Here is a 20451-nt window from a genome sequence, read left to right as displayed (position 1 = left end):
GATTATTTTTTGAGGGTTAATTCTATTTGTCGGTTACATGCGTTGTTCCACTCCGATACGGTTTTATTCCATCGGTCGATATCGGCAAGCGGTATTCTTGTATCTTCGAGTTCCATTATTTTATATAATGTCACTGTTTGCCCGTTACGTTTATAGCGGCATGAGAAACGGCCCTGTGGTATCTCGACGCTGAAGTTGTCCGGTACATAGGTTATGTCGTATGTGTCAGGAGCAGTGAGCGATATCTCCCTGAAAATCACAGCTCTGAACGGCAGTTCATAATCGTTTTTGCGCTCTTTTGTATCGATACGTGCAGTAAACGGGTCGTTTGCGGTGTTTAGGTCTATGTACAACCGGTCATCGGCGGCGGTTACGGCATTGCGGTTTATTATTACACCCGCTATCACGGCAAGCCGGCCTCCGTCTATGTCAGGATAGAAGTAGGTGTGTTCTCTGTCCACATCGGCCTGTGTGCCCGGAATGAGAGCTTTGGCTATAGCGTCGCTCTGTCGTTCTTTCTTGATGGAGTTGAGTGAGGTCATGAAATATTCCTTCATGTCGCCGGTAAATGTTCGTCCGGCAGCCCCGACGAGAGCTCCGTCGATGATATTGTAGCCATACGCCAGTGTGTCGGCAGCAGCATTTGCAGGCAATCGCGGTATTCTATACAGCTCGTAGTCGTCACCACGGTCAACAAGTACATCCTTGCCTTGTATCGATGACGGTATGTGTTGCGGATGTATGTATTCATTTGTCGCGTCAAGGTATAACGTGTCTCCGTTGTGATACGTCACGCATATCATGTGGTCGGTAGCGGCCAGCGAAGGTACTTCGCCGATAAGAAAGGGTATTGCGTTGGTGCCTGTCGAGGCCACATGTGCGTCATAGCCGTTGTGGCGCAACAGAGAGGCAAGCAGTGTCGACATGCCCTTGCAGTCGCCGTAGCGTTTACGTACCACCTCTGCCGGAGTGTCGGGGCGGTAGCCGGCGTCGCCCTCCTCATAGGCTATATAGCGAATGTTGCGCTGTACCCAGCGATATACTGTTTCTAACGTGTCGCATTCTTTACATTCTTCTCCCATTATTTCCCCCATTAGGGAGTCCGTATCGGGGATTGTCTCGTCTACTATACTCCTCTCATGGTGCCACTTGTATAACTCCGGCACGCCGTTGAAGTAGCCGGCTACGAGTATATAAGGCTCCGCCGACATGGGCCGTGGTGTTCCCGGTTCCTCTTTGAGTGCGGGCAGATTGTCTATGCTATAGGTGACAGTGCGTGAGCCGTCGGAATGTTGAATGTCTTCCCGTATTATGCCGAGATTGCCGAAATTCTTATCTATGAGTTTGAGCCGGGCCATTGAGGACGGTATCTTGAATACTATGCTTTTGCTTTTTACAGGATACTCTTCCTGAATGAATACTTTTGTGAAATAGGCCGGGTCGTTGAATGTGCGGCGAAACTCCGTTTTGGCTTTCTTGCCCTTCTCCGACAGCCATATGTCGAAGTAGCATACCTTGCTGTCGTCGTGAAACACCATAGGATTGTTTACATTACGGTACTGCGCTTTGCCTCCCGCCGCTTTGTCCAGTGATATTACGTTATTATAATATATATGTGGCTGGATGTTTTCCGATTTTCTTGTGGCCTCGTATTCGCGTGCTACTGTATTTTTTACTGTCAATGTATTTTTGTTGTCGCCGACGGTGTATTCGTCTTTGCATGATATGATCACCACATTATCTTCTTTTTCCATGGACTTGCACGGTATTGTGCATAATAGAATGCACAATAATAAACATATTTTTAGCATAGCGACAGTTTTTTGGTTTCGTGCAAATATAAGCCTTTTTTATGCGAATGCAATTAAACTAATTTAAGAAATAACCGTATTTTTAAATGAAATCCGTATTTTTGCACTAAATAGTAATTTTGCGATGAATAATATTAATGTAAGTGTTATTAGGGCTGTGATGTTGTTGGCGGTGCTGTTTTCTTGGTTGCATGTCAATGCTGCCGATGCGCTTGCTGATTCGGTCAAACCACGACTCACACTTGATGAGGTTGTTGTTACAGGGCAGAGGTCATCGGCTTCGGCAACACTTATTTCGCAGTCAGTCACGGCTATCGGACGTGAAGTGATAGATAATTCGTTGCAGCCGTCTCTGTTGCCGATGCTTGCATCGCAAGTGTCAGGACTGTTTACGACCGCACGCGGAGTTTACGGCTACGGTGTGTCAGGCGGAGCCGCCGGAGGCATATCGTTGCGCGGCATGAGCGGCGGTGCCGGACGTATAATGACATTGATCGACGGAAAGCCTCAGTATAGCGGTGTGTTCGGCCATCCTATATCGGATGCCATGCATTCATCTATGGCCGAAAGCGTTGAGGTGGTTAAGGGGCCGGCATCGGCTATATACGGGTCCAATGCCATGGGGGGAGTCATCAATATCGTAACGCGTCGGCCAAAGGTCGACGGGGTCCGCACATCAGTAAAGGCCGGCTATGGTTCTTACAATACACTGGATACCGAGTTTACCAATCTGGTTAGAAAACGACGTTTTTTGTCAACGGCAAGTATTTCTTACAATCGAAGCGATAACAATCGTGATGACATGGACTTCGCTCAGGTCAACGGATACGTTAAGTTGGGTTATGACATCTCCACACGTTGGACTGCCCTTGCCGATGCCGGCATCACCCGCTTCAGTGCATCTAATCCCGGTACTGTGACATCGCCTCTGGTCGATGCCGACCAGAGTGTAGTACGAGGTTCGGTGTCGGTCTCTGTTGATAATGATTATGGCTATACATCGGGTGGCATAAACATGTTTTTCAATTTCGGACACAATCACATTAATGACGGCCATGCTGTTTCGGATGCGCCCCGGCTTTATCGTTTTATTTCCGACGATAACATGGCGGGTATGTCAGTGTGGCAGTCGGTATCGCTGTTTTATGGCAATACGTTGACTGTGGGTGCCGATATGTTTCGTTCTTCGGGCAAGGCGTACAACCGTTATGTCGAGGGCCAACGAAAAGGAGAGCGTCAGACTCTTGCCGACAAGTGGCACAGCAATATCGGGGCATATGTGAATGTACGGCAAGGCATAGGCGGCTATATAACACTGAACGGTGCTATACGTGCCGACAGGCACAGTGCTGTCGGCACCGAGTGGATACCTCAGGTTGGTGCTGCAATAACGTTGCCGCGTGAACTTATGGTTAAGATTTCGGCGGCCAAAGGCTTTCGTTATCCTACATTGAGGGAGATGTATATGTTCGGACCGGCTAATCCTGATCTTAAACCGGAGTCGTCATGGAACTATGAGATGTCAGTGTCACAGCCCTTGTATGGCGGCCGACTGACCTACGACGTCAATGTGTTTTATCTTAATGCGAAGAATCTTATAGCGACAGTACCCCGCGAAGGCGCCACCCCGTTGAATATCAATACCGGGCGCGTTGAGAACTTCGGCGTGGAAGCCGGGTTGTCTTATCGTATAAACCGGTTATGGAATATCGACGGCAACTATAGCTATCTGCATACAAGCCGGCCGCTTCTTGAGGCACCACGCCACAAACTATGGCTTGGTGCGAGGTTTGTCAAAAGCCGTTGGAATCTTTCGTCGGGTGTGCGGTATGTGGCAGGCCTGTATACGTCCATCGACGGTGGAAAGAAAGAACACTTCGCGCTATGGGATTTCAGCGGTCAGTATGAAGCGGTGCGATGGATGAAAATATGGGTGCGCTGTGACAATATTCTTGCACAAAAATATGAAATAAATGACGGATATCCCATGCCTCGTATGACCGTCATGGCAGGTATCAAAGTCGAAATTTAATTATAAACAATCATGAAAAAAGCAGTTATGGCATTAGCAATCGCAACAGGTATGTCGATGGCCGGTTGTACGGGCACCAAAGCGCAGACAACGGCTACTGACGCGCAGGGAAAAGAACTCCCGAAGGTTTATTTCATTAAGGAGATTACTCCTGAAAACATCGTCAAGATCTATAATGCACTTGGTCGTAAGGCCCAAGGCAAGAATGTGGCGGTAAAGTTGTCTACCGGTGAGGCGGGCAATCCCAATCATCTCTCGCCGGCTCTTATAAAGGACCTTGTACAGAGTGTTAACGGCACTATCATCGAGGGCAACACGGCCTACGCGGGCCGTCGCAACACTACGGCCGACCATTTGAAAACCGCGGAGGAGCACGGCTTTACGGCTATCGCCGATGTTGACATACTTGATGCTGACGGTCAGGTGTCGCTTCCGATTGAGGGAGGCCGGCATCTGAAAGAAGACATCGTGGGCAAAAATTTTCTGAATTATGATTTTCTGATGGTCTTGTCGCACTTCAAAGGTCATCCTATGGGAGGCTTCGGAGGCGCCCTTAAGAATATATCGATAGGCATAGCTTCACCCGATGGAAAGGCAAATATACATTCGGCCGGCAAAACTCAGGATGTGGCCAAGGTATGGGATATGATACCCGATCAGGATATATTTCAGGAGTCCATGGCCGAGGCTTCAAAGGCTATAATTGATCATGTGGGCGACAAGGTGCTGTATATCAATGTGGCCAATAATCTCTCGGTCGACTGCGACTGCGTGGCTGAGCCAGAACCCGTATCAATGGCCGATATAGGCATATTTGCCTCTCTTGACCCTGTGGCTCTTGACCGTGCGTGCATTGACGCGGTGAGAAACTCTGATGACCATGGCAAGATACATCTTATAGAACGCATCGATTCGCGCCACGGCATGCACAATCTCGAATATGCCGAGCAACTCGGACTTGGTTCGCAGACTTATGAGCTTGTCGAGCTGAAATGACGGTCTGCCTGTTTCAAGGTATAAAGATACTTGTTTGTGAAAGCCGGAAATTGATGATATTTTCGGCTTTTTCTTGTTCTCGCAGTGAAAAATGAACATATAAAGTGCATATTTGTTATGGTTATATGTTATTAATTGTAAAAAAGTCGTAAATTTGCAGCGGAATTGAGAACTACACGTTGCTTACCTATATTATAAAGTATAATTAAAAACTATTATTAACATGAACATTGACACTATCGGCTATAATGCCGGCCTTGTGTGGAATGCACTGAATGATGCCGACGCTCTCGGGCTTAAGCAGATTAAGAAAGTTACCAAGCTCAAAGACAAGGAACTTTATGCCGCTATAGGATGGCTCGCCCGCGAGAATAAAATCCTTATTGCTGAAAATGAAGAAGCAAAAGATCTTATCATATCACTCGCTTGATTAGAATAAATCTTACTTGATGAAATCATAACGGGATGTAGCAGCTGCTTCATCCCGTTTGTTTTATATATGTGCCATATTCTCATCCGGTATATTGCTATCGGTTTCACTCTCCCTAAAGTCTGGCGATACCGGCATCATTGCTGATATGTAGATGTTTTTATATATCGACCCATTATGGCAGATGCCGTATTTTGGATTTTTTGAGCGCAAGGCTTCCTGTGTCAGTCGGCCTGTGGTGTTGATTGGTGGCTTTGCATGAGGCGTTTCCAGTTGCGGTAGCCCTTGAAAGCCACGATTGTATATGCTCCGTAAAGTATGCCGTACAGATAGATGCTTTTGTACGAGTAGAGCGCTACACATACGGCGTCGACGGCTATCCATGCTATCCACTGTTCGATATACTTGCGGGCAAGCATCCACATAGCCACAATGCTCAATGCCGTGGTGAAGGCATCGGCTACAGGCACTGTGCTGTCGGTAAGATATCGTAGCCCGCAATATAACGCTATCCACAGAAGCAAAAATATAGCGGAGCATGACAGCAATTGCCTGCGGGGAATGTGTCTGATCGGCAATTGCTTTATTTTTGTGGCGGATGACTTTTTGCCGTGGCGTATGCCTCTGGTCCATGCTATATATCCGTAGACGGCTATCAGGAAATAATATATGTTTATGGCAAAGTCGGCATATATGCCTTTGTGGAAATAAATCCACATGGATATTGTAGGCATGACTATTGATGCGAACCATAGGCGCGAATCTGCGTGATATTCCCACCATAGATACAGTATTCCCACGCTGAAGCCGAGAACTTCAAGTATTGTGTCCCACGGAAGGTCGTAAAGTGTCATGTCAGAAAGTCATTGTTACGGTTGCGAGAACATTGGCGGTGGCTTGTGCTGCAAAGCCTGCGTAGCGGTATATGACCGGTTTGTCATTCTCTATATAATATCCGGCGCCGGCATATCCGTTGTTGTAATATTTCTCATTGAACAGATTATATATCGCTAAACCGAGGCGTAGCTCTTTTATCGACGGCAAGGTCCTGAATGTATATGCAAGCGAAAGGTCCGATACGAAATATGAGTCAAGTCGGGCCTCGGCGCTTCGGGCATTGTTCATGTATTGGCTTGAGATGTATCGGCTTGCCAACGACGCCTCAAATCCTGCTGCATTGAAGTTGAACATGTTTTGCAGTATGAAGTCAGGGGAGAACGCTATAGGAGTGTCGCTGCAGTCGATCGATATCGGATTTTTCCATTCATCCTCGTATACATATTCGGTAAAATCGCTGATGCGGTTGCGCGACAGAGTTGCGTTGACTTGCCAGTCAAACCACGCTACGGGTCTCAAGGCTCCCTGTAGCTCGATGCCCATGCGGTATGAATCCGGTACATTGACGCTTATCGGGTTGCCGGTGTCTGACAGCTGTCCTGTCACCACAAGCTGATTGCGGTAGTCCATGTAATATAAGTTTGTTCCGAGCGAGAACAGGTTTGTGTTGTAGAAGTATCCCAGTTCGTAGTCAAACATGCGTTCAGCCTCGGGATAATGGGCAGGGTCGCTGTCGGTGAAGTTGTCACGCGTGGGTTCCTTATGAGCCACGCTCCATGAGGCATAAGCGCGGTGACTGCCGCAGTTATAGGCCACTCCTATCTTCGGGTTGAGGAAAGTCCAGTCGCGATGCAGATCAAGAAGCGCCATATCGCCTGTATTCCAGTCAAAGTTGTCGCTCATGCCGGTTATTGTATAATGTATGTGGCGCAATTGCATGTCGCCGTATACCGATATGCCGTTATGCATGTCATAGTCGGCTCTTACAAATATGTTGGAGTCAAATTTGCGTCCCGTGTTGAGGTAATATTGCTGCAGAGGGTCGATGGCTCCGATGTAGTTGCGCACCCATTTTATCTGGCCAAAGTGATTGCCGCGGTGAAAATTGGCCGCTCCTCCGGCCACAACCGACAGATTGTCGTGCAGATACCTTACGTTCAACATGGCTCCGCCGAAATCATTGTCGTTGTTTTTCAACCTTATGAGGTCTGATTTTTCTACAGTATTGCCCTCCTTGTCGATAAACGGCTTCAGACCGTATTCCGTAAGAGTTCTGTCGGTCTTATACTGGTCGTAGTAGCCGTCGCCTTTCGTATAGTGCAGCGTGGCGTTGAGGGTTAAATCGTGTCTAATGCTCTGGGTGTACAGCAACTGCAGGTGATGCTGGGTGAAGTTATCGCACTGGTCGGGATAGAAAGCGGTCTCGCCGTTGTCGGCAGTATATTTGCCGCAAGGGTTATAACGGCGGCCAAACTTCTTCATCTCCTCTTTTGTGGCGTAGTCCCACGCCATATATGTCTGCTCTTTTCCTCCGAAGGCAAGCATACGTAAAGACATACCGTCGCCTCTGTAGGCCACCTGCCCCATATAGCTCCACAATTTCGAGAACGCACGGTCAATGTATCCGTCTGAACCGATATGACTCAGCCGCGCGTCCACGCTCCAGTGGTCGCCGAAAAGCCCCGATGACACTTTGATCGTCTCTTTATTTGAATTAAACGAGCCGTATGATGCCGATACCGTCGCCGACGGCGCATATGACGGCGCGTCGGTGAGCATGTTTATTGAGGCTCCGAATGCTCCGGCTCCGTTGGTCGATGTGCCGGCTCCGCGCTGTATCTGGATGTCGCGCAACGATGACGCGAGGTCGGGCATATTGACCCAATATACATTGTGGCTCTCGCTGTCGTTGATAGGTACGCCGTTGGCCGTGATGTTTATGCGCGATCCGTCGCTGCCTCGTACGCGTATGCCGCTGTATCCTATGCCTCCGCCTGCATCGCCTGTCGCTATGACCGACGGTGTCATCTCAAGTATGCTCGGCAGGTCTCTGCCGTCGTTACTGCGGGCTATTGTCTCCCTATTGATATTTGTAAAGGCTACCGGAGTTTTCACGCCGGCCCTGTTGGCCGTTACTTCCACACCGCGCAGTTCTATGGCTACGCTGTCGTTCAGCTCCGATGGTTGTGCATCAGCCGTAGCGGCGATGGCACAGGGCGTGCCGGTCATGCCAAATATGACCGCCGCCGATGAAAAAGTTTTCTTCATGCGTCAATTTTTCTTTTCGCCGGTACTAACCGGATCAAGTTCCAAGGGTCTGTTCTCAGCCCCGTTGTCAGTATGCCGACATGACGGCCCGTGACAATGGTGCACCCCCAAATATGTTCACATCAAGCGGCGATACGGCATTTGGCCATACTCCGCTGTTGTTTATTCTGCAAAATTATGCAATATCTTTGACAATGGCTAACAAAAATAGAGAAAAGCCTCCATGGTTTTAACTGAACTAAGACAGAGGGCTTTTTGTTTCATTCGAAAAAGTTCTTCAATATGAAAAAAGTCATATTACTTCTCTCTATTGCATTTTCAATCTCATTCGGAGTATCAGCCATGAGCTTGAAAGATGCCTTTGAAGCTCTCTCGAATGTGCCTAACATTTCCGCTAAAACAGATTATGATACTCCTATATTGGGGTTGATTGTAAATGGTCAACAAGCCTCGGCAAAGAACTTGGACGCATCACAAATTTTAGAATCAGGCAATGCCGTTCTTACAATTCTTAATCAAGTGCCTCTTTCGCGGATGATAAATGGAGGTAATAATAATTATGTGTGCGCTTTTGTATATGCTTCTCCCGAAAGTTCAAACGGTATTTTTGAAGTTTTGATAGTGCTGATGAGCGGTAGGGATGGCGACATTTCAATAATCTATGGCGGAATTGACTCCGACGCAAAAGGTGCACTTCAAAACGCCCCACTATATATGGAAGGGGCGAGAATAAGAATACATGCGAGTCTTCCAAATGGAGACACCTATAATATACACGTTGAATAACTCGATTCTGAGGGCCAATATCCGTCTTTTTCATAAGTTTTGCTCCCTGCCGATTCTTAATTCTCCTGAACATGCAATTAGGGCTATGTATTTTGACCTTATCAATTTCCCGGAGTAATAATGGGTTATGTCATGATGGTATGATAAAGGTCTGATATATAGGGTTGTAATGCGCGATATTTGTGTCTGCGGCAACAATACGTGGCGACTCGTTGTTATATGGAAGTAAATTAACAATAAAACGATTTTAGCATAATGAAGCGAATAGTGATAACGGGCGCGACGTCAGGTATAGGGCTGCGTCTTGCCGAGACATATGCGGCCAAAGGCTGGCGCGTAGGTATGGCCGGACGTCGTGATGGGGCCATGAAGGAGCTCAAAGAGCTTTTTCCCGAGCAGGTGGAGTGGATAAGACTTGATGTTACCAAAAACGATGCACCGAGGCGGCTGATGGAGCTTATCGGTGTTCTTGGCGGAATGGATGTGTATCTTCACGTGGCCGGTGTATATCATGAAAATCCTGCGTTGAAGATTGACGAGGATGTGGCTACGGTAGAGACCAATGTCACAGGATATACGCGAATGATCGACGCGGCCTATCACTATTTCCGCAAGGTCAGCGAGAAAGGCGGACAGGGCCATATTGCAATAATCTCTTCTGTCGCCGGTACGAAAGGCATAGGACGGCTGGCAAGTTACTCGGCATCGAAGCGTTATCAGCAGACTTATCTCGAGGCGGTGGAGCAGCTTGCCCACAGCGAAAAGGTGAATCTTTCCTTTACCGATATCAGGCCCGGTTTTGTAAGAACCCCGTTGCTGAACGATGCCAAGTCATATCCGATGACTATGACGCTTGACCATGTCGTGCCTATGATAGTCAAGGCTATAAGCCGACGTAGCCGTATCGCGGTCGTGGACCGCCGTTGGGCTGCCGCTGTATTTTTCTGGCGGCTCATACCGGGGCGTCTATGGGTTAAAATGAATATAGGACTATCGTCGCCAGCGACAAAAAATGAACCAGACGCCGATGCCGCCGGTACGGTTGAACTGGTCAAAGGTTAAACTGACGTAGTTAAATATAATAAATCGCGGCCCGCGTCCGTTATAAAATTGAAAAATAACGAGGACGTGGGCCGATCTATGTTAAAAATATTGTGTGTCGCACTTGCCGCGGCCGTAGCCTTACAGGTTGCGGCGCGTAGCAATGCGCTCGGTCTCAACAGGGCATACGCCGACCAACGGTCTTGGCATCTGGGGTTTTCGGTGGGATTGCATACACAGGATTTTGTATTCACTCATAATGGATATGTCACTGCCGACGGACAGTCTTGGTTTATGGAACAACCTTCTTTTTCTCCGGGTTTCTGTGTGACCGGTCTTGTCAATCTTCGGTTGAACACGTATTTCAGTCTTCGTTTCACTCCGGGTATGTATTTCGGCAACCGCACTGTCATAATGCACGATGTTAACAGCGGCAGTCGCGAAGAGCAGGATATCAAGTCCAATCTTGTGGTGGTGCCCGTTGATGTGAAGTTTTCCGCGCTCCGCTACCGCAATGCACGTCCTTATCTTGTAGCCGGAGCTATGGCTACGTTTGATGTGTCCCGACGCCGTTCGCGTGAGCCTCTGCAACTCAATACCGCCGATTTTCTTCTTACGGCCGGTTTCGGATGCGACTTTTATTTGCCCTTTTTTAAGTTATGTCCTGAAATAAAGTTCTGTTTCGGGCTTACCGATGTGTTGAGTCACGACCGTCCCGACTTTCAGGATGACCCCGACGGTTACAAGTTTACGCATTCTCTGAAAAAACTGACTTCGCAGATGGTGGTTCTCTCTTTTTACTTTGAATGAAAACGCAGTTGGACACCGGTAAAGTCATATTAACAGTAATATTGCAGGTGCTTGCCGTGATTGTGCCTGTCGGAGTTCTTGCGCAGACCGACGCACAGTTTTCACAATACTATGCCGTGAAAAACTATTACAATCCGGCGGCGTCGGGCTGCAGTCCTATGCTCAATGTCAGATTAGGCTCTCGGCTTCAATGGACCGGCATACCTGATGCACCCAAGACTTTTGCTGCGTTGGCCGACATGCCTCTGCCGCTGCTTGACCGCCGTCTGGGTGCCGGTCTTGTGGTACGCCATGAGAGTATGGGGCTGTATCGCGGTTTTATTGCAGCCATGCAACTGTCCTATCGTTTCAGGCTGTGGGGCGGCGAACTTTCGGCAGGTCTTCAGGGAGGCATGCTTGAGGAGACTTTCAAAGGTTCGGAAGTGGTGCTGCCCGATGACGATGATTTCCACGAAGGTAGTGATGACGCTGTTCCGCGGACCGATATAAGCGGTTCGTCGGTCGACATAGGTGCAGGAGTGTTTTACTCGTCACCGCGGTTTTGGGCGGGAGTGTCGGTGTCGCATGTCAACAGCCCTTCGGTAACGATGACGGAGGGAGGCGATCGCGAGTGGGAGTATGAAGCCGGTCGCACATTCTATTTTATGGCGGGAGGCAATATACCCGTCAAAAACACGTTGTTTGAGATACAGCCTTCGGTTATAGTCAAAAGCGACTTCACTTTCACGACCGGCGAGGTTACGGCACGGGCGAGGTATAACAAATTTATCACCGTAGGCGCGGGCTACCGTTATCGTGATGCTGTCACTGTTATTGTCGGAGCCGAGTACCGCAACTTCTTCATCACATACAGTTACGACTACGCTACGTCGGCTATTGCCAAAGCCGCCGACGGGAGCCACGAGATATGGGCCGGCTACAGCGTCAGGCTTGACTTCGGACGGAAAAACAAGTATAGGCATAAAAGTATACGCATAATGTAAATCGACTATATGAACAGATTAATAAAATATCTGCCGGCGGTATTGACGGGAGTTGTAGCCGTGTCGTGTGCGACAGGTCACAACCGCAATGCCGGAGGTGAAGTGACCGGTGTGGGGGCCGCGTCATGGTCGGAGCCTGTACCTTACGGTATGGTGCTCGTTGACCGCGGATCGATAAAGGCCGGTCCGTCGGAACCCGACAGCGCGTGGCATCTTCGTGCCGACGCCAGAGGTGTGTCGGTCGACGGTTTCTGGATGGATGAGACCGAGATAACCAACAGCAAGTACAAGCAGTTTGTGTACTGGGTACGTGACTCCATTATCCGCCAGCGTCTTGCCGACCCTGCTTACGGCGGCAATGAGGATTACCTGATAGAGGAGGACCGCGAAGGTAATCCGATAGGCCCCTTTATCAACTGGAGCAAGCCTATTCCGTGGCGCAATCCCGACGAGGACGAGGCCCGGGCCATTGAGAGCATGTATAGGGTAAATGCCGTTACTGGAGCCCGGGAACTTGATCCGGAGCAGTTGACGTACCGCTATGAGGTATATAATCATACTGAGGCGGCCAAGCGCCGCAATCGACTGAACCCTGCACGCCGCGAGTACAACACCGACCTGCCTGTGCCTGTCGATGTGCCGCTTATCACAAAGGATACGGCTTATATAAATGATGACGGCGAGATTGTGCGCGAGACCATAACCCGCGGGCTTACCGGCGACTATGATTTCCTTAATACGTATATCGTCAGTGTTTATCCCGATACGACGGCTTGGATCAACGACTTTGACAATGCCTATAACGAACCGTACGTGAGGCTGTATTTCTCACACGGAGGCTATAATGATTATCCTGTGGTGGGAGTAAGCTGGGAACAGGCCAATGCGTTCAGCAACTGGCGCACCGACTATCTGCGCAAGTCGCTCGGCAAGGACGGTGTGCACATCGAGCCTTACCGCTTGCCTACGGAAGCCGAATGGGAGTATGCCGCACGTGCCGGCAGGAGCGAGAACAAGTACCCGTGGGACGGTGACCTGCCTATGTCGGATGACAAAGGATGCTTCTATGCCAATTTCAAGCCCGATGAGGGCAACTATGTGCGCGACGGTCACATAATAACCTCGCGGGTGGGCACTTATGCGCCAAACGACTTCGGCCTTTACGACATGGCGGGCAACGTGAGCGAGTGGACTTCGACGGCCTATACGGAGAGTGTAAGCCGCCTCACGAGCGACCTGAATCCCGAATACCGTTACGACGCGGCCGTTGAAGACCCTTACCGTATGAAGCGCAAGATAGTGCGCGGCGGCTCGTGGAAAGATGTCATGCACAATGTGAGAAGCGACCTGCGCATGTGGGAGTATCAGAACGAGCAGCGAAGTTACATCGGATTTCGCAACGTCAGGACCCATATCGGTTTTGCCAAAGGGCAGGGAGGAAAAAGAAAATAAACGTCACAATCATTTATCGCAATGGGAAAGATAAAAAGATACCGAAACATCATAGAGCGCTTTCTTTCGAGTGAGAAAGGGCAACGCTTCTTTAACTTCGCTTACTCTATAGGAGCGGCGATAGTGATATGTGGCGCGATGTTTAAATTTCTGCATCTGCCGGGAGGCAGTGTGCTGCTCGCCATAGGCATGGGCACCGAGGTGCTGATGTTTATACTTACGGCTTTTGACCGTCCGTATCATGAGCATGACAGGATGGAGGCGCCTGCTTCTGTGGCTTCCTCTGGTCCGGTATCACCACCTGTATCGGCACCGTCGGTAAATGTGCCCGATCTGTCAGGTGAAATGGAGCGTCTGCGCACCACCGTGTCGGAGCTCAACAGAATGTCGGAGGCGCTTCTGGAGGCATACAGGACTATAGCTGACAACTCAGGCAGTATCAATGCGGGTTCCAAAGGTTACGTAGTGCAGATGGAGGCGCTAAACCGCAACGTGTCAGGACTGAATGCCATATATGAGATACAACTGAAGAGCATAGGATCGCAACTTGAGTCGATCGAGAAGGTCAACGAGGGCATGAAGCAGATGAGGACCATGTATGAGAACGCTTCGTCAATGAGTGGCCGCTACTGTGACGAAGCTGAGAAAATGACGCGCAACATCGAGCAGCTCAATACGGTGTATGAGAACATGCTCCGCGCTATGACAGTCAATATGCAGCGAGGCGATGGCACAAGATAATACACCGCGCAACATGTCGCCTCGGCAGAGGATGATCAACCTCATGTACATCGTTTTGACGGCGATGCTGGCGCTCAATGTGTCGAGCGACGTGCTGCAGGGCTTCACGCAGGTCAACGACGGGTTGGTGCGCTCCAACGACAATGTCGGGGCGCGCAATGATGCCGTATACCGACGGTTGGAGGCTGTGGCGGCTGACAATCCACGTAAGGGTGAGCGCTGGTATAGTGCGGCGACCGATGTGCGTGTGGCTACCCGGAGGTTATATTCGTTTGTCGACTCGCTTAAACAGGCTATAGTGCTTGAAGCCGACGGTAAAAACGGCGATCTCCGTGATATAAAGAAGCAGGAGGATTTTGAGGCGGTGTCGGTGGTGATGCTTAATCCGGTATCGTCGCAGGGCAGGCGTCTGCGTGAGCGTATAGGCCGATATCGTGCTATGCTTGTGGACATGACTGACGACTCGGCGAAGCGTGCCGATATAACGGCGGCTCTTGCTACCGATGCTGTTGCGCAGAAGGGAAGCGCGATGTCGGTAGACTGGGAGACCGGACTGTTTGACGGCACACCGGCCATTGCCGCCATAACCCTGCTGTCCAAGATACAGAACGATATACGGTTTGCCGAGGGGGAGACTCTGACTCATCTGCTGTCTAAGGTGGATGCCGGCGACCTCCGTGTCAACAGCCTTAATGCCTTTGTGATACCGCAGTCACGCAATGTCATGCGCGGCGACAGCTATTCGGCCGACATAGTGCTTGCTGCCGTCGACACCACACGGCTACCTGCGATATACATGGACGGCGTGAGACTTGCCGGCAATGGCGGCCATATCGATATACCGGCTATGTCGCCGGGACTGCACACTCATTCGGGCTATCTTGAAGTGACTCATGATGACGGCACGGTGTCGCGCCATGAGTTTAGCCCGGAGTATACTGTGGTCGAGCCGTCAGCCACAGTATCGGCTACTATGATGAATGTGTTTTATGCGGGTATCGACAATCCGGTGGATATATCGGTGCCGTCAGTGGAGCCTTCGGCAGTATCGGCCACAATGACCGGAGGCACCCTGTCGCGTTCGGGACGGGGATGGGTGGCACGTCCTTCCAAAGTCGGCTCCGATGTAGTGATTACTGTTACAGCCGATGTCGGCGGACGCAAGCAGACGGTGGCTAAAACCACATTTCATGTGCGTAAGTTGCCCGATCCGGCTCCTTATATCGCTCTTGATGACACAAAAGGTCATACGCTACGCTACCGCGGGTCGAAACCTATAGCCAAACCGCAGCTTATGGCGGCTTCCGGCATCGGGGCTGCTATTGATGACGGCATGCTTGACATAGCCTGCAAGGTGCTTGGATTCGAGACCGTATTTTTTGACTCGATGGGCAACGCCATGCCCGAAGTCTCGGACGGAGCCTCGTTCTCGAGGCGTCAGAAAGAGGCTATCAAGCGCATGTCGCGTGGCAAAAGATTTTTTATTTCGAGGGTTAGGGCGCTCGGTCCCGACGGCATAGAGCGCGACATAGCTCCGATGGAAGTGATAATAAACTAAAATACTACAGGTAATGATACATATTCGTCTCTTTCTGATATTATTGGCCGCCTTTGCAGCCGCTACGCTTCACGCCCAACGGTCATCGACCTCGACCGAGGTGCGGCGTGTGGGCTCCGAAGCCAAAACGACGGGCAGTGCCGCATCCGGCATAAGCGACCGCATGCAGCTGCTTATGGCCGAGGAGGTTCCTGACGATGACAACGCGCAGTGGATGAGAGTCGTATACCGTACTCTCGGCGCTGACAATATAAAAAATGCCGCTCTTTATTATCCGGAGGATGTGGTCGACGGGCAGGAAAATCTGTTTCGCATACTTATGCGTCTGTTGGCGGCGGGCGATATTGAGGCTTATGAGTATCTTGACGGCCGTGAGATATTTGGCGCCGATTACCGCATAAATATAGCCGATGTGCTCGACCGTTTTCATATACCATATACAGAAGGGCGTAAAACACCTGACGGAGTGGCGTCTTTTTTAATAGAAGAGAGCGATGTGCCGGCTGCCGAGGTGCAGAGCTATTACATCATAGAACGCTGGGTCTTTGACCGCCGGTCCAACCGCAAGACCACGCATGTCGAGGCTGTGTGTCCGGTATTGCACCGTGTGGGCGATTTCGGCGGGGAGGCTGTCAGATATCCTATGTTTTGGGTGAAGATGAGCGACATACATCCTTATCTTATGGCCTGTGACATATTTGTGGATGACGACAACAACGCGGCATCGTATACTTACGACGACTTTTTCAGGCTGGGGTTATATGACGGAGAGATATACAAGACCCGCAATCTTCGCAACTTGTCAATGGACCGGCTTTATCCCGATCCTGACCGGCGTAAGCGTGAGCAGGCTTCCATAGACTCCGTGCTTGAAAATTATGACCGCAAGATGTGGGTGCCTACCCGTGAGGAGGTTATTGCCGCAAAAGAGGAGCGTGAACGTATTCAGCAGGGCGATACAATTGCTGTGAAACGCACATCTGATACTGTCAGAAAAAGTACCAAGCGTAGTTCACGGGCCAAGCGTGCCACACGTGCCAAGAGAGCGGGAGTGAAGGAGCAAAAGACTGTCACACGCTCGGTACGCAGCCGCAAATAAGTCAATTGGCGGTATGGCTGACTATTTTGCCTGCCGATTATTTGGAATTTACGATACAAAGCCCTACCTTTGCATCAATCAATTGAGGTGCGTTAGTTCAGTTGGTTAGAATACATGCCTGTCACGCATGGGGTCACGGGTTCGAGTCCCGTACGCACCGCTTCGATAGTCTTAGCCGGAAACAGTAGCGTTTTCGGCTAATTTTTAATTAATAAACCAATGAAAACATTTAAGTCTGTTATTGCGGCCCTTCTGCTTGTAGCCGCTGTCCCGGTAAATGCCGGCGATGACTGGGCCAACTTCCGTCGTTATGAACAAGCCGATATAGAGGCTGCAAAACTTCCCGCCGACCAACGCAGGGTTGTGTTTATGGGCAATTCTATTACCGAAAACTGGAACCATGCGCACCCTAATTTTTTCACTTCACACGGATTTGTGCCTCGCGGTATAAGCGGCCAGACCTCCTATCAGTTTCTGCTCCGTTTCCGCGACGATGTCATTAACATTCATCCTGAAATCGTCGTTATTAATGCCGGCACCAATGATGTGGCCGAAAACAATCATGTGTTCAGTGAGGACCGCACTTTCGGCAATATCGTGTCGATGGTTGAACTTGCCAAGGCCAACGGCATACGTCCTGTGCTGTCGACGGTCCTTCCGTCCAACCGCTTCCCGTGGCGTCAGGAGATTACCGACGGCTCTCGGAAAATAATAAGCCTAAACAAGCGTATCAAGAAGTACGCCGATGAAAACGGCATACCGTTTGTCGACTACTATTCGCCTATGGTGCTTGACGAAAGCGGCGCTCTCAATCCGGCATACTCTGATGACGGTGTTCATCCTACTCCGGCTGGATATGACCTGATGGAAAAGATAGTGCTGGAAGTCCTCGGCAAGATGTAATTAACGTAAGTCCCTGTACGAAGTTTGTCAGGTTGTCGGTTGATGTGTTTTATACCGACTCCTTATTTTTAGCCGATCGACCGTACTCCGGAGGGTGCGGGGCGCAATTGGTTAATACAAAAACCGTATCGGTTCATGACCGATTGAAAACAAGCGAGTATGAGATAACTGATAAACATCTGAAATGCCTACTGGAACAGATAATTATTTTGCACACGAAAAAGAATAGAGCAAATAAAAGTAAATACGTAATTGTAAAATTTGATAGACATGAAAACTCAAAAATTGGAAATACTGATATTATTCCTATGTATATTCGGTTTTATAGGCTGCGATAACGAAGATGAAGAAGGTGAGAAAGTGATAGGCTACAAGGAATATACTCTGACCATTGCATCGAAGAAGTTGCCCGGTGTTTGTGGGACAGACGGATTTTATTATTTGTCTGATGTATATGCCATAAAGAAAGAAAATGCCCAAGAATGGGATAGTCTTCGATTTATTGATGGATTTGAGTTTGAAAAAGGATATGAATATAAGATAAAAGTCAGCGAAACAAATTATTTGAATCATCGTAAGGGGCAACCTGCATGGACGGAATATAGTCTGCTTGAAATAATATCAAAGGACAAAAAGGCTTCAGATGCTGTTCCGTTACACTTTATTCCTGAATGGTATTATAAAGATAAATTCATACCCGAATACAAGTATGCGGTAGAAGCGGATAATAAAGATCTAATTGAAGAAGATTTGAAAACCTATTCTATCATGCCATTGGATTATCATTATTTGTTATATAGAGGTGATAATAAATTAATGACATGGATTGCCATAAAAGATGACAGTAACATGTTGACTCCAACCTTTATCAAAAGTATGAATAAAACCCCCGAAGAATTTCCGGGTTCTTACACCATACTTCCGCCAAAAGGAAATATAGTAGGTTTCATGGAATGGACGTTTTTAGATGAATATGGCAATGAAACCAATTATCCGTCATTTGATGTATTTTTTGGCTATGCTGCTGATGCGAGAAGCATCCAAACTCCTAACACTGCTTATCTTTACAAAGACCTTACGGAACTTTACAAAAATAAATACCCAAAAGCCGGAGTAAAAACAGTTGTGATTTCCTATGCCATTTCTTTTTAATAGCATAATCAATTATCTTAATTGTCATTGCAGCTATTATAAGAAGCTATTAATATGAAAACTATAGAATTAATGATAAAAAAACGCATGAAAAATCTGACAGTTTTGTTGTTGGCTGGGGTCTGTTTGTTATGCCAACCGCTACAAGCCCGGCAGTGCATTGATGCTTGCGACGGTCGTACTTATAAAGTAGGCGACACGCTCCGTATCGGCGAACCATTGTCATCGGGCTATCTATTTGTTAAGCAGCTAAACGCCAGCAATCGATTCGAAAAGCTGAATCAAAAAAACTTGACAGGACGGATTGCCATCATTACCGACATACCTGCCTACCGGCCCGAACTATATCGACAGTTCGGTATTTACCAACAGCCGGAAACTCCCCAAATTGTTTTTGCCGAACAAGGCGATTTCAAGATTGGCGTATATCTAAACATGGCTTTAAGCAAAGGAAACATCGTGTCAAGACATCATGTTTCCCATATGAATGGAGCTGTTGACCTTACACCCGATATTTTATTTGCCTATGCACATAAACTTTACGGTAAACCTATCGACACAACATCTGTAGATACCTATGCCTCTCTCCGTGCCCCCCAACAGTATGCAGAAGCTGCCAATGACCCGTTTGCACTGGAAGAACTCCGTACAACATACCGCAAAGAACTGGAACAAGCTGTGGCAAAGGCAGATTTCAATAAGGTATTCCGTATCAAATGTTTCTCGAAACTTCAAATGTATGACATTAATCAACAGCATTTCCCGCTTTCTGATTTAAAGTGTATCGATGTGGAGACCAAGCAGGATGAAGACTTGTCCAAACAGGGCTATTGCTTATGGGGAACTTGTGCCTTTCATTTCACTAACGCTCCTTCTTTTGCCACCGTGCCTTGCGACAAACACATTGCCCAAGGCGTCTATGCCATGCGTAAAATGATATCGGCAAGCTTGCCGATACCGGCTATCCTATATGTATATGTGCGTATACTCCAACAGCCGGTATCACTTCCCGATAAACGCATCATGGTGATGCGTCCCGGAACATCATTCGATTACGAGTGGTCAACACTCAGTAAGGCATGGGGTCAAAAAGCTTTGGACTTGGAGATTATACAAACAGACGGTTATTACAGTGTCTTTCCTCATAACACACAAGAAGTGGCATACAATTACCTTGGTACGCAAACAGTGCCTGAAAAGTAGCACAATGAGCAATATGCCGATAAGAACTATTAAGGTACATGGCATATTGTAATAACAGTCTTTACTTTTATTGCCACAAACTCCCGTTAAAACGTTTCGCTGAATAGTTACGGTTAGAGTGTGTGGCAGAACCTCCGGAATCGCGAAAATCAGCTTTATGATATGCTGATTTTCAATAGCTATATTTTTGAAAGTATTGCCGAAAATGAAGTTCTGCAATACCTGGAAAAGCCACTCTACTTTGACCCTTTTGGCCAAACAGAATTTACCCACCTTGGCCATAATATGATTGACCCTTTAAAGTCCTGGTGTTAGGGGTCAATTTTATTTTACCCTTTTAATTCTCTAT

At 48.5% G+C, this 20451-nt stretch carries 17 protein-coding genes, 1 tRNA gene and 1 riboswitch; of the genes, 15 read left to right on the top strand and 3 right to left on the bottom strand.

Annotated elements, in window-relative coordinates; translation table 11 throughout:
* Positions 1-2 precede the first annotated feature (2 nt).
* Entirely contained in the window at positions 3-1754 is a 1752-nt protein-coding gene (locus FW767_RS11725; RefSeq protein ID WP_205523907.1) for a transglutaminase-like domain-containing protein, read from the bottom strand.
* A gap of 181 nt (positions 1755-1935) precedes the next feature.
* On the opposite strand from FW767_RS11725, the gene FW767_RS11720 reads away from it, so the two are divergent.
* The 3 genes from FW767_RS11720 to FW767_RS11710 all read left to right on the top strand — a co-directional run bounded on the left by FW767_RS11720 (position 1936) and on the right by FW767_RS11710 (position 5269).
* On the top strand, positions 1936-3843 hold the full coding sequence (locus tag FW767_RS11720) for a TonB-dependent receptor (RefSeq protein WP_121700185.1): 1908 nt from the start codon (positions 1936-1938) through the stop codon (positions 3841-3843).
* A 57-nt stretch (positions 3844-3900) separates the two neighbouring features.
* Complete coding sequence (locus FW767_RS11715; protein ID WP_235898117.1) at positions 3901-4839, top strand: DUF362 domain-containing protein; 939 nt, start codon at positions 3901-3903, stop codon at positions 4837-4839.
* A gap of 223 nt (positions 4840-5062) precedes the next feature.
* Positions 5063-5269 carry a winged helix-turn-helix domain-containing protein gene (locus FW767_RS11710; RefSeq protein WP_121700183.1) on the top strand — a complete coding sequence of 69 codons (207 nt, stop codon included), beginning with the start codon at positions 5063-5065 and terminating at the stop codon, positions 5267-5269.
* 224 nt (positions 5270-5493) lie between these two features.
* Here FW767_RS11710 and pnuC read toward each other — a convergent pair whose 3' ends face one another.
* Entirely contained in the window at positions 5494-6123 is a 630-nt protein-coding gene (pnuC, locus tag FW767_RS11705; protein WP_121700182.1) for a nicotinamide riboside transporter PnuC, read from the bottom strand.
* A 1-nt stretch (position 6124) separates the two neighbouring features.
* Entirely contained in the window at positions 6125-8374 is a 2250-nt protein-coding gene (locus FW767_RS11700) for a TonB-dependent receptor (RefSeq protein ID WP_121700181.1), read from the bottom strand.
* Positions 8368-8493: riboswitch (TPP riboswitch) on the bottom strand. (Overlaps the previous gene by 7 nt.)
* Before the next feature lie 163 nt (positions 8494-8656).
* Here FW767_RS11700 and FW767_RS11695 point away from each other — a divergent pair.
* The 12 genes from FW767_RS11695 to FW767_RS11640 all read left to right on the top strand — a co-directional run bounded on the left by FW767_RS11695 (position 8657) and on the right by FW767_RS11640 (position 20102).
* Positions 8657-9160 (top strand): hypothetical protein, encoded by a 504-nt coding sequence (locus FW767_RS11695; protein ID WP_147438816.1) that lies wholly within the window; start codon positions 8657-8659, stop codon positions 9158-9160.
* A gap of 255 nt (positions 9161-9415) precedes the next feature.
* Positions 9416-10222, top strand: coding sequence for an SDR family NAD(P)-dependent oxidoreductase (locus tag FW767_RS11690; RefSeq protein ID WP_121700179.1), 807 nt, complete (start codon positions 9416-9418; stop codon positions 10220-10222).
* A 66-nt stretch (positions 10223-10288) separates the two neighbouring features.
* Positions 10289-11011: a type IX secretion/gliding motility protein PorT/SprT gene (gene porT / locus FW767_RS11685; protein ID WP_205523906.1), complete on the top strand. Its 723-nt coding sequence runs from the start codon at positions 10289-10291 to the stop codon at positions 11009-11011.
* A complete protein-coding gene (locus FW767_RS11680; protein WP_121700177.1) occupies positions 11008-11994 on the top strand; it encodes a PorP/SprF family type IX secretion system membrane protein in 987 nt (328 codons plus the stop codon). Before porT ends, FW767_RS11680 begins: the two co-directional genes overlap by 4 nt.
* 9 nt (positions 11995-12003) lie before the next feature.
* Complete coding sequence (gene porK / locus FW767_RS11675; protein ID WP_121700176.1) at positions 12004-13446, top strand: T9SS ring complex lipoprotein PorK/GldK; 1443 nt, start codon at positions 12004-12006, stop codon at positions 13444-13446.
* Positions 13447-13467: 21 nt separating this feature from the next.
* A complete protein-coding gene (gene porL / locus FW767_RS11670; protein WP_121700175.1) occupies positions 13468-14187 on the top strand; it encodes a type IX secretion system motor protein PorL/GldL in 720 nt (239 codons plus the stop codon).
* Positions 14174-15745, top strand: coding sequence for a type IX secretion system motor protein PorM/GldM (gene porM / locus FW767_RS11665; RefSeq protein WP_121700174.1), 1572 nt, complete (start codon positions 14174-14176; stop codon positions 15743-15745). Before porL ends, porM begins: the two co-directional genes overlap by 14 nt.
* 13 nt (positions 15746-15758) lie before the next feature.
* On the top strand, positions 15759-16844 hold the full coding sequence (gene porN, locus FW767_RS11660) for a type IX secretion system ring subunit PorN/GldN (protein ID WP_121700173.1): 1086 nt from the start codon (positions 15759-15761) through the stop codon (positions 16842-16844).
* Positions 16845-16930: 86 nt separating this feature from the next.
* Positions 16931-17004, top strand: a tRNA-Asp gene (locus tag FW767_RS11655).
* 59 nt (positions 17005-17063) lie between these two features.
* Positions 17064-17747 carry an SGNH/GDSL hydrolase family protein gene (locus FW767_RS11650; RefSeq protein ID WP_121700172.1) on the top strand — a complete coding sequence of 228 codons (684 nt, stop codon included), beginning with the start codon at positions 17064-17066 and terminating at the stop codon, positions 17745-17747.
* 270 nt (positions 17748-18017) lie between these two features.
* Complete coding sequence (locus FW767_RS11645) at positions 18018-18899, top strand: DUF4377 domain-containing protein (RefSeq protein ID WP_121700171.1); 882 nt, start codon at positions 18018-18020, stop codon at positions 18897-18899.
* Between the two features lie 54 nt (positions 18900-18953).
* Positions 18954-20102: a DUF4852 domain-containing protein gene (locus FW767_RS11640; RefSeq protein ID WP_150980632.1), complete on the top strand. Its 1149-nt coding sequence runs from the start codon at positions 18954-18956 to the stop codon at positions 20100-20102.
* Positions 20103-20451 lie beyond the last annotated feature (349 nt).

Origin of the sequence: Heminiphilus faecis (genome assembly GCF_008728965.1) — a bacterium.
GTDB lineage: Bacteria > Bacteroidota > Bacteroidia > Bacteroidales > Muribaculaceae > Muribaculum > Muribaculum faecis.
This window is presented reverse-complemented; position numbering and strand designations above follow the sequence as displayed.

Excerpts from the sequence above, each read along its gene's own strand:
- FW767_RS11725 (WP_205523907.1), bottom strand. The coding sequence starts at position 1,754 with ATGGAAAAAGAAGATAATGTGGTGATCATATCATGCAAAGACGAATAC.
- FW767_RS11720 (WP_121700185.1), top strand. The coding sequence starts at position 1,936 with ATGAATAATATTAATGTAAGTGTTATTAGGGCTGTGATGTTGTTGGCG.
- FW767_RS11715 (WP_235898117.1), top strand. The coding sequence starts at position 3,901 with ATGGCCGGTTGTACGGGCACCAAAGCGCAGACAACGGCTACTGACGCG.
- FW767_RS11710 (WP_121700183.1), top strand. The coding sequence starts at position 5,063 with ATGAACATTGACACTATCGGCTATAATGCCGGCCTTGTGTGGAATGCA.
- pnuC (WP_121700182.1), bottom strand. The coding sequence starts at position 6,123 with ATGACACTTTACGACCTTCCGTGGGACACAATACTTGAAGTTCTCGGC.
- FW767_RS11700 (WP_121700181.1), bottom strand. The coding sequence starts at position 8,374 with ATGAAGAAAACTTTTTCATCGGCGGCGGTCATATTTGGCATGACCGGC.
- FW767_RS11695 (WP_147438816.1), top strand. The coding sequence starts at position 8,657 with ATGAAAAAAGTCATATTACTTCTCTCTATTGCATTTTCAATCTCATTC.
- FW767_RS11690 (WP_121700179.1), top strand. The coding sequence starts at position 9,416 with ATGAAGCGAATAGTGATAACGGGCGCGACGTCAGGTATAGGGCTGCGT.
- FW767_RS11680 (WP_121700177.1), top strand. The coding sequence starts at position 11,008 with ATGAAAACGCAGTTGGACACCGGTAAAGTCATATTAACAGTAATATTG.
- porK (WP_121700176.1), top strand. The coding sequence starts at position 12,004 with ATGAACAGATTAATAAAATATCTGCCGGCGGTATTGACGGGAGTTGTA.
- porL (WP_121700175.1), top strand. The coding sequence starts at position 13,468 with ATGGGAAAGATAAAAAGATACCGAAACATCATAGAGCGCTTTCTTTCG.
- porM (WP_121700174.1), top strand. The coding sequence starts at position 14,174 with ATGGCACAAGATAATACACCGCGCAACATGTCGCCTCGGCAGAGGATG.
- porN (WP_121700173.1), top strand. The coding sequence starts at position 15,759 with ATGATACATATTCGTCTCTTTCTGATATTATTGGCCGCCTTTGCAGCC.
- FW767_RS11650 (WP_121700172.1), top strand. The coding sequence starts at position 17,064 with ATGAAAACATTTAAGTCTGTTATTGCGGCCCTTCTGCTTGTAGCCGCT.
- FW767_RS11645 (WP_121700171.1), top strand. The coding sequence starts at position 18,018 with ATGAAAACTCAAAAATTGGAAATACTGATATTATTCCTATGTATATTC.
- FW767_RS11640 (WP_150980632.1), top strand. The coding sequence starts at position 18,954 with ATGAAAACTATAGAATTAATGATAAAAAAACGCATGAAAAATCTGACA.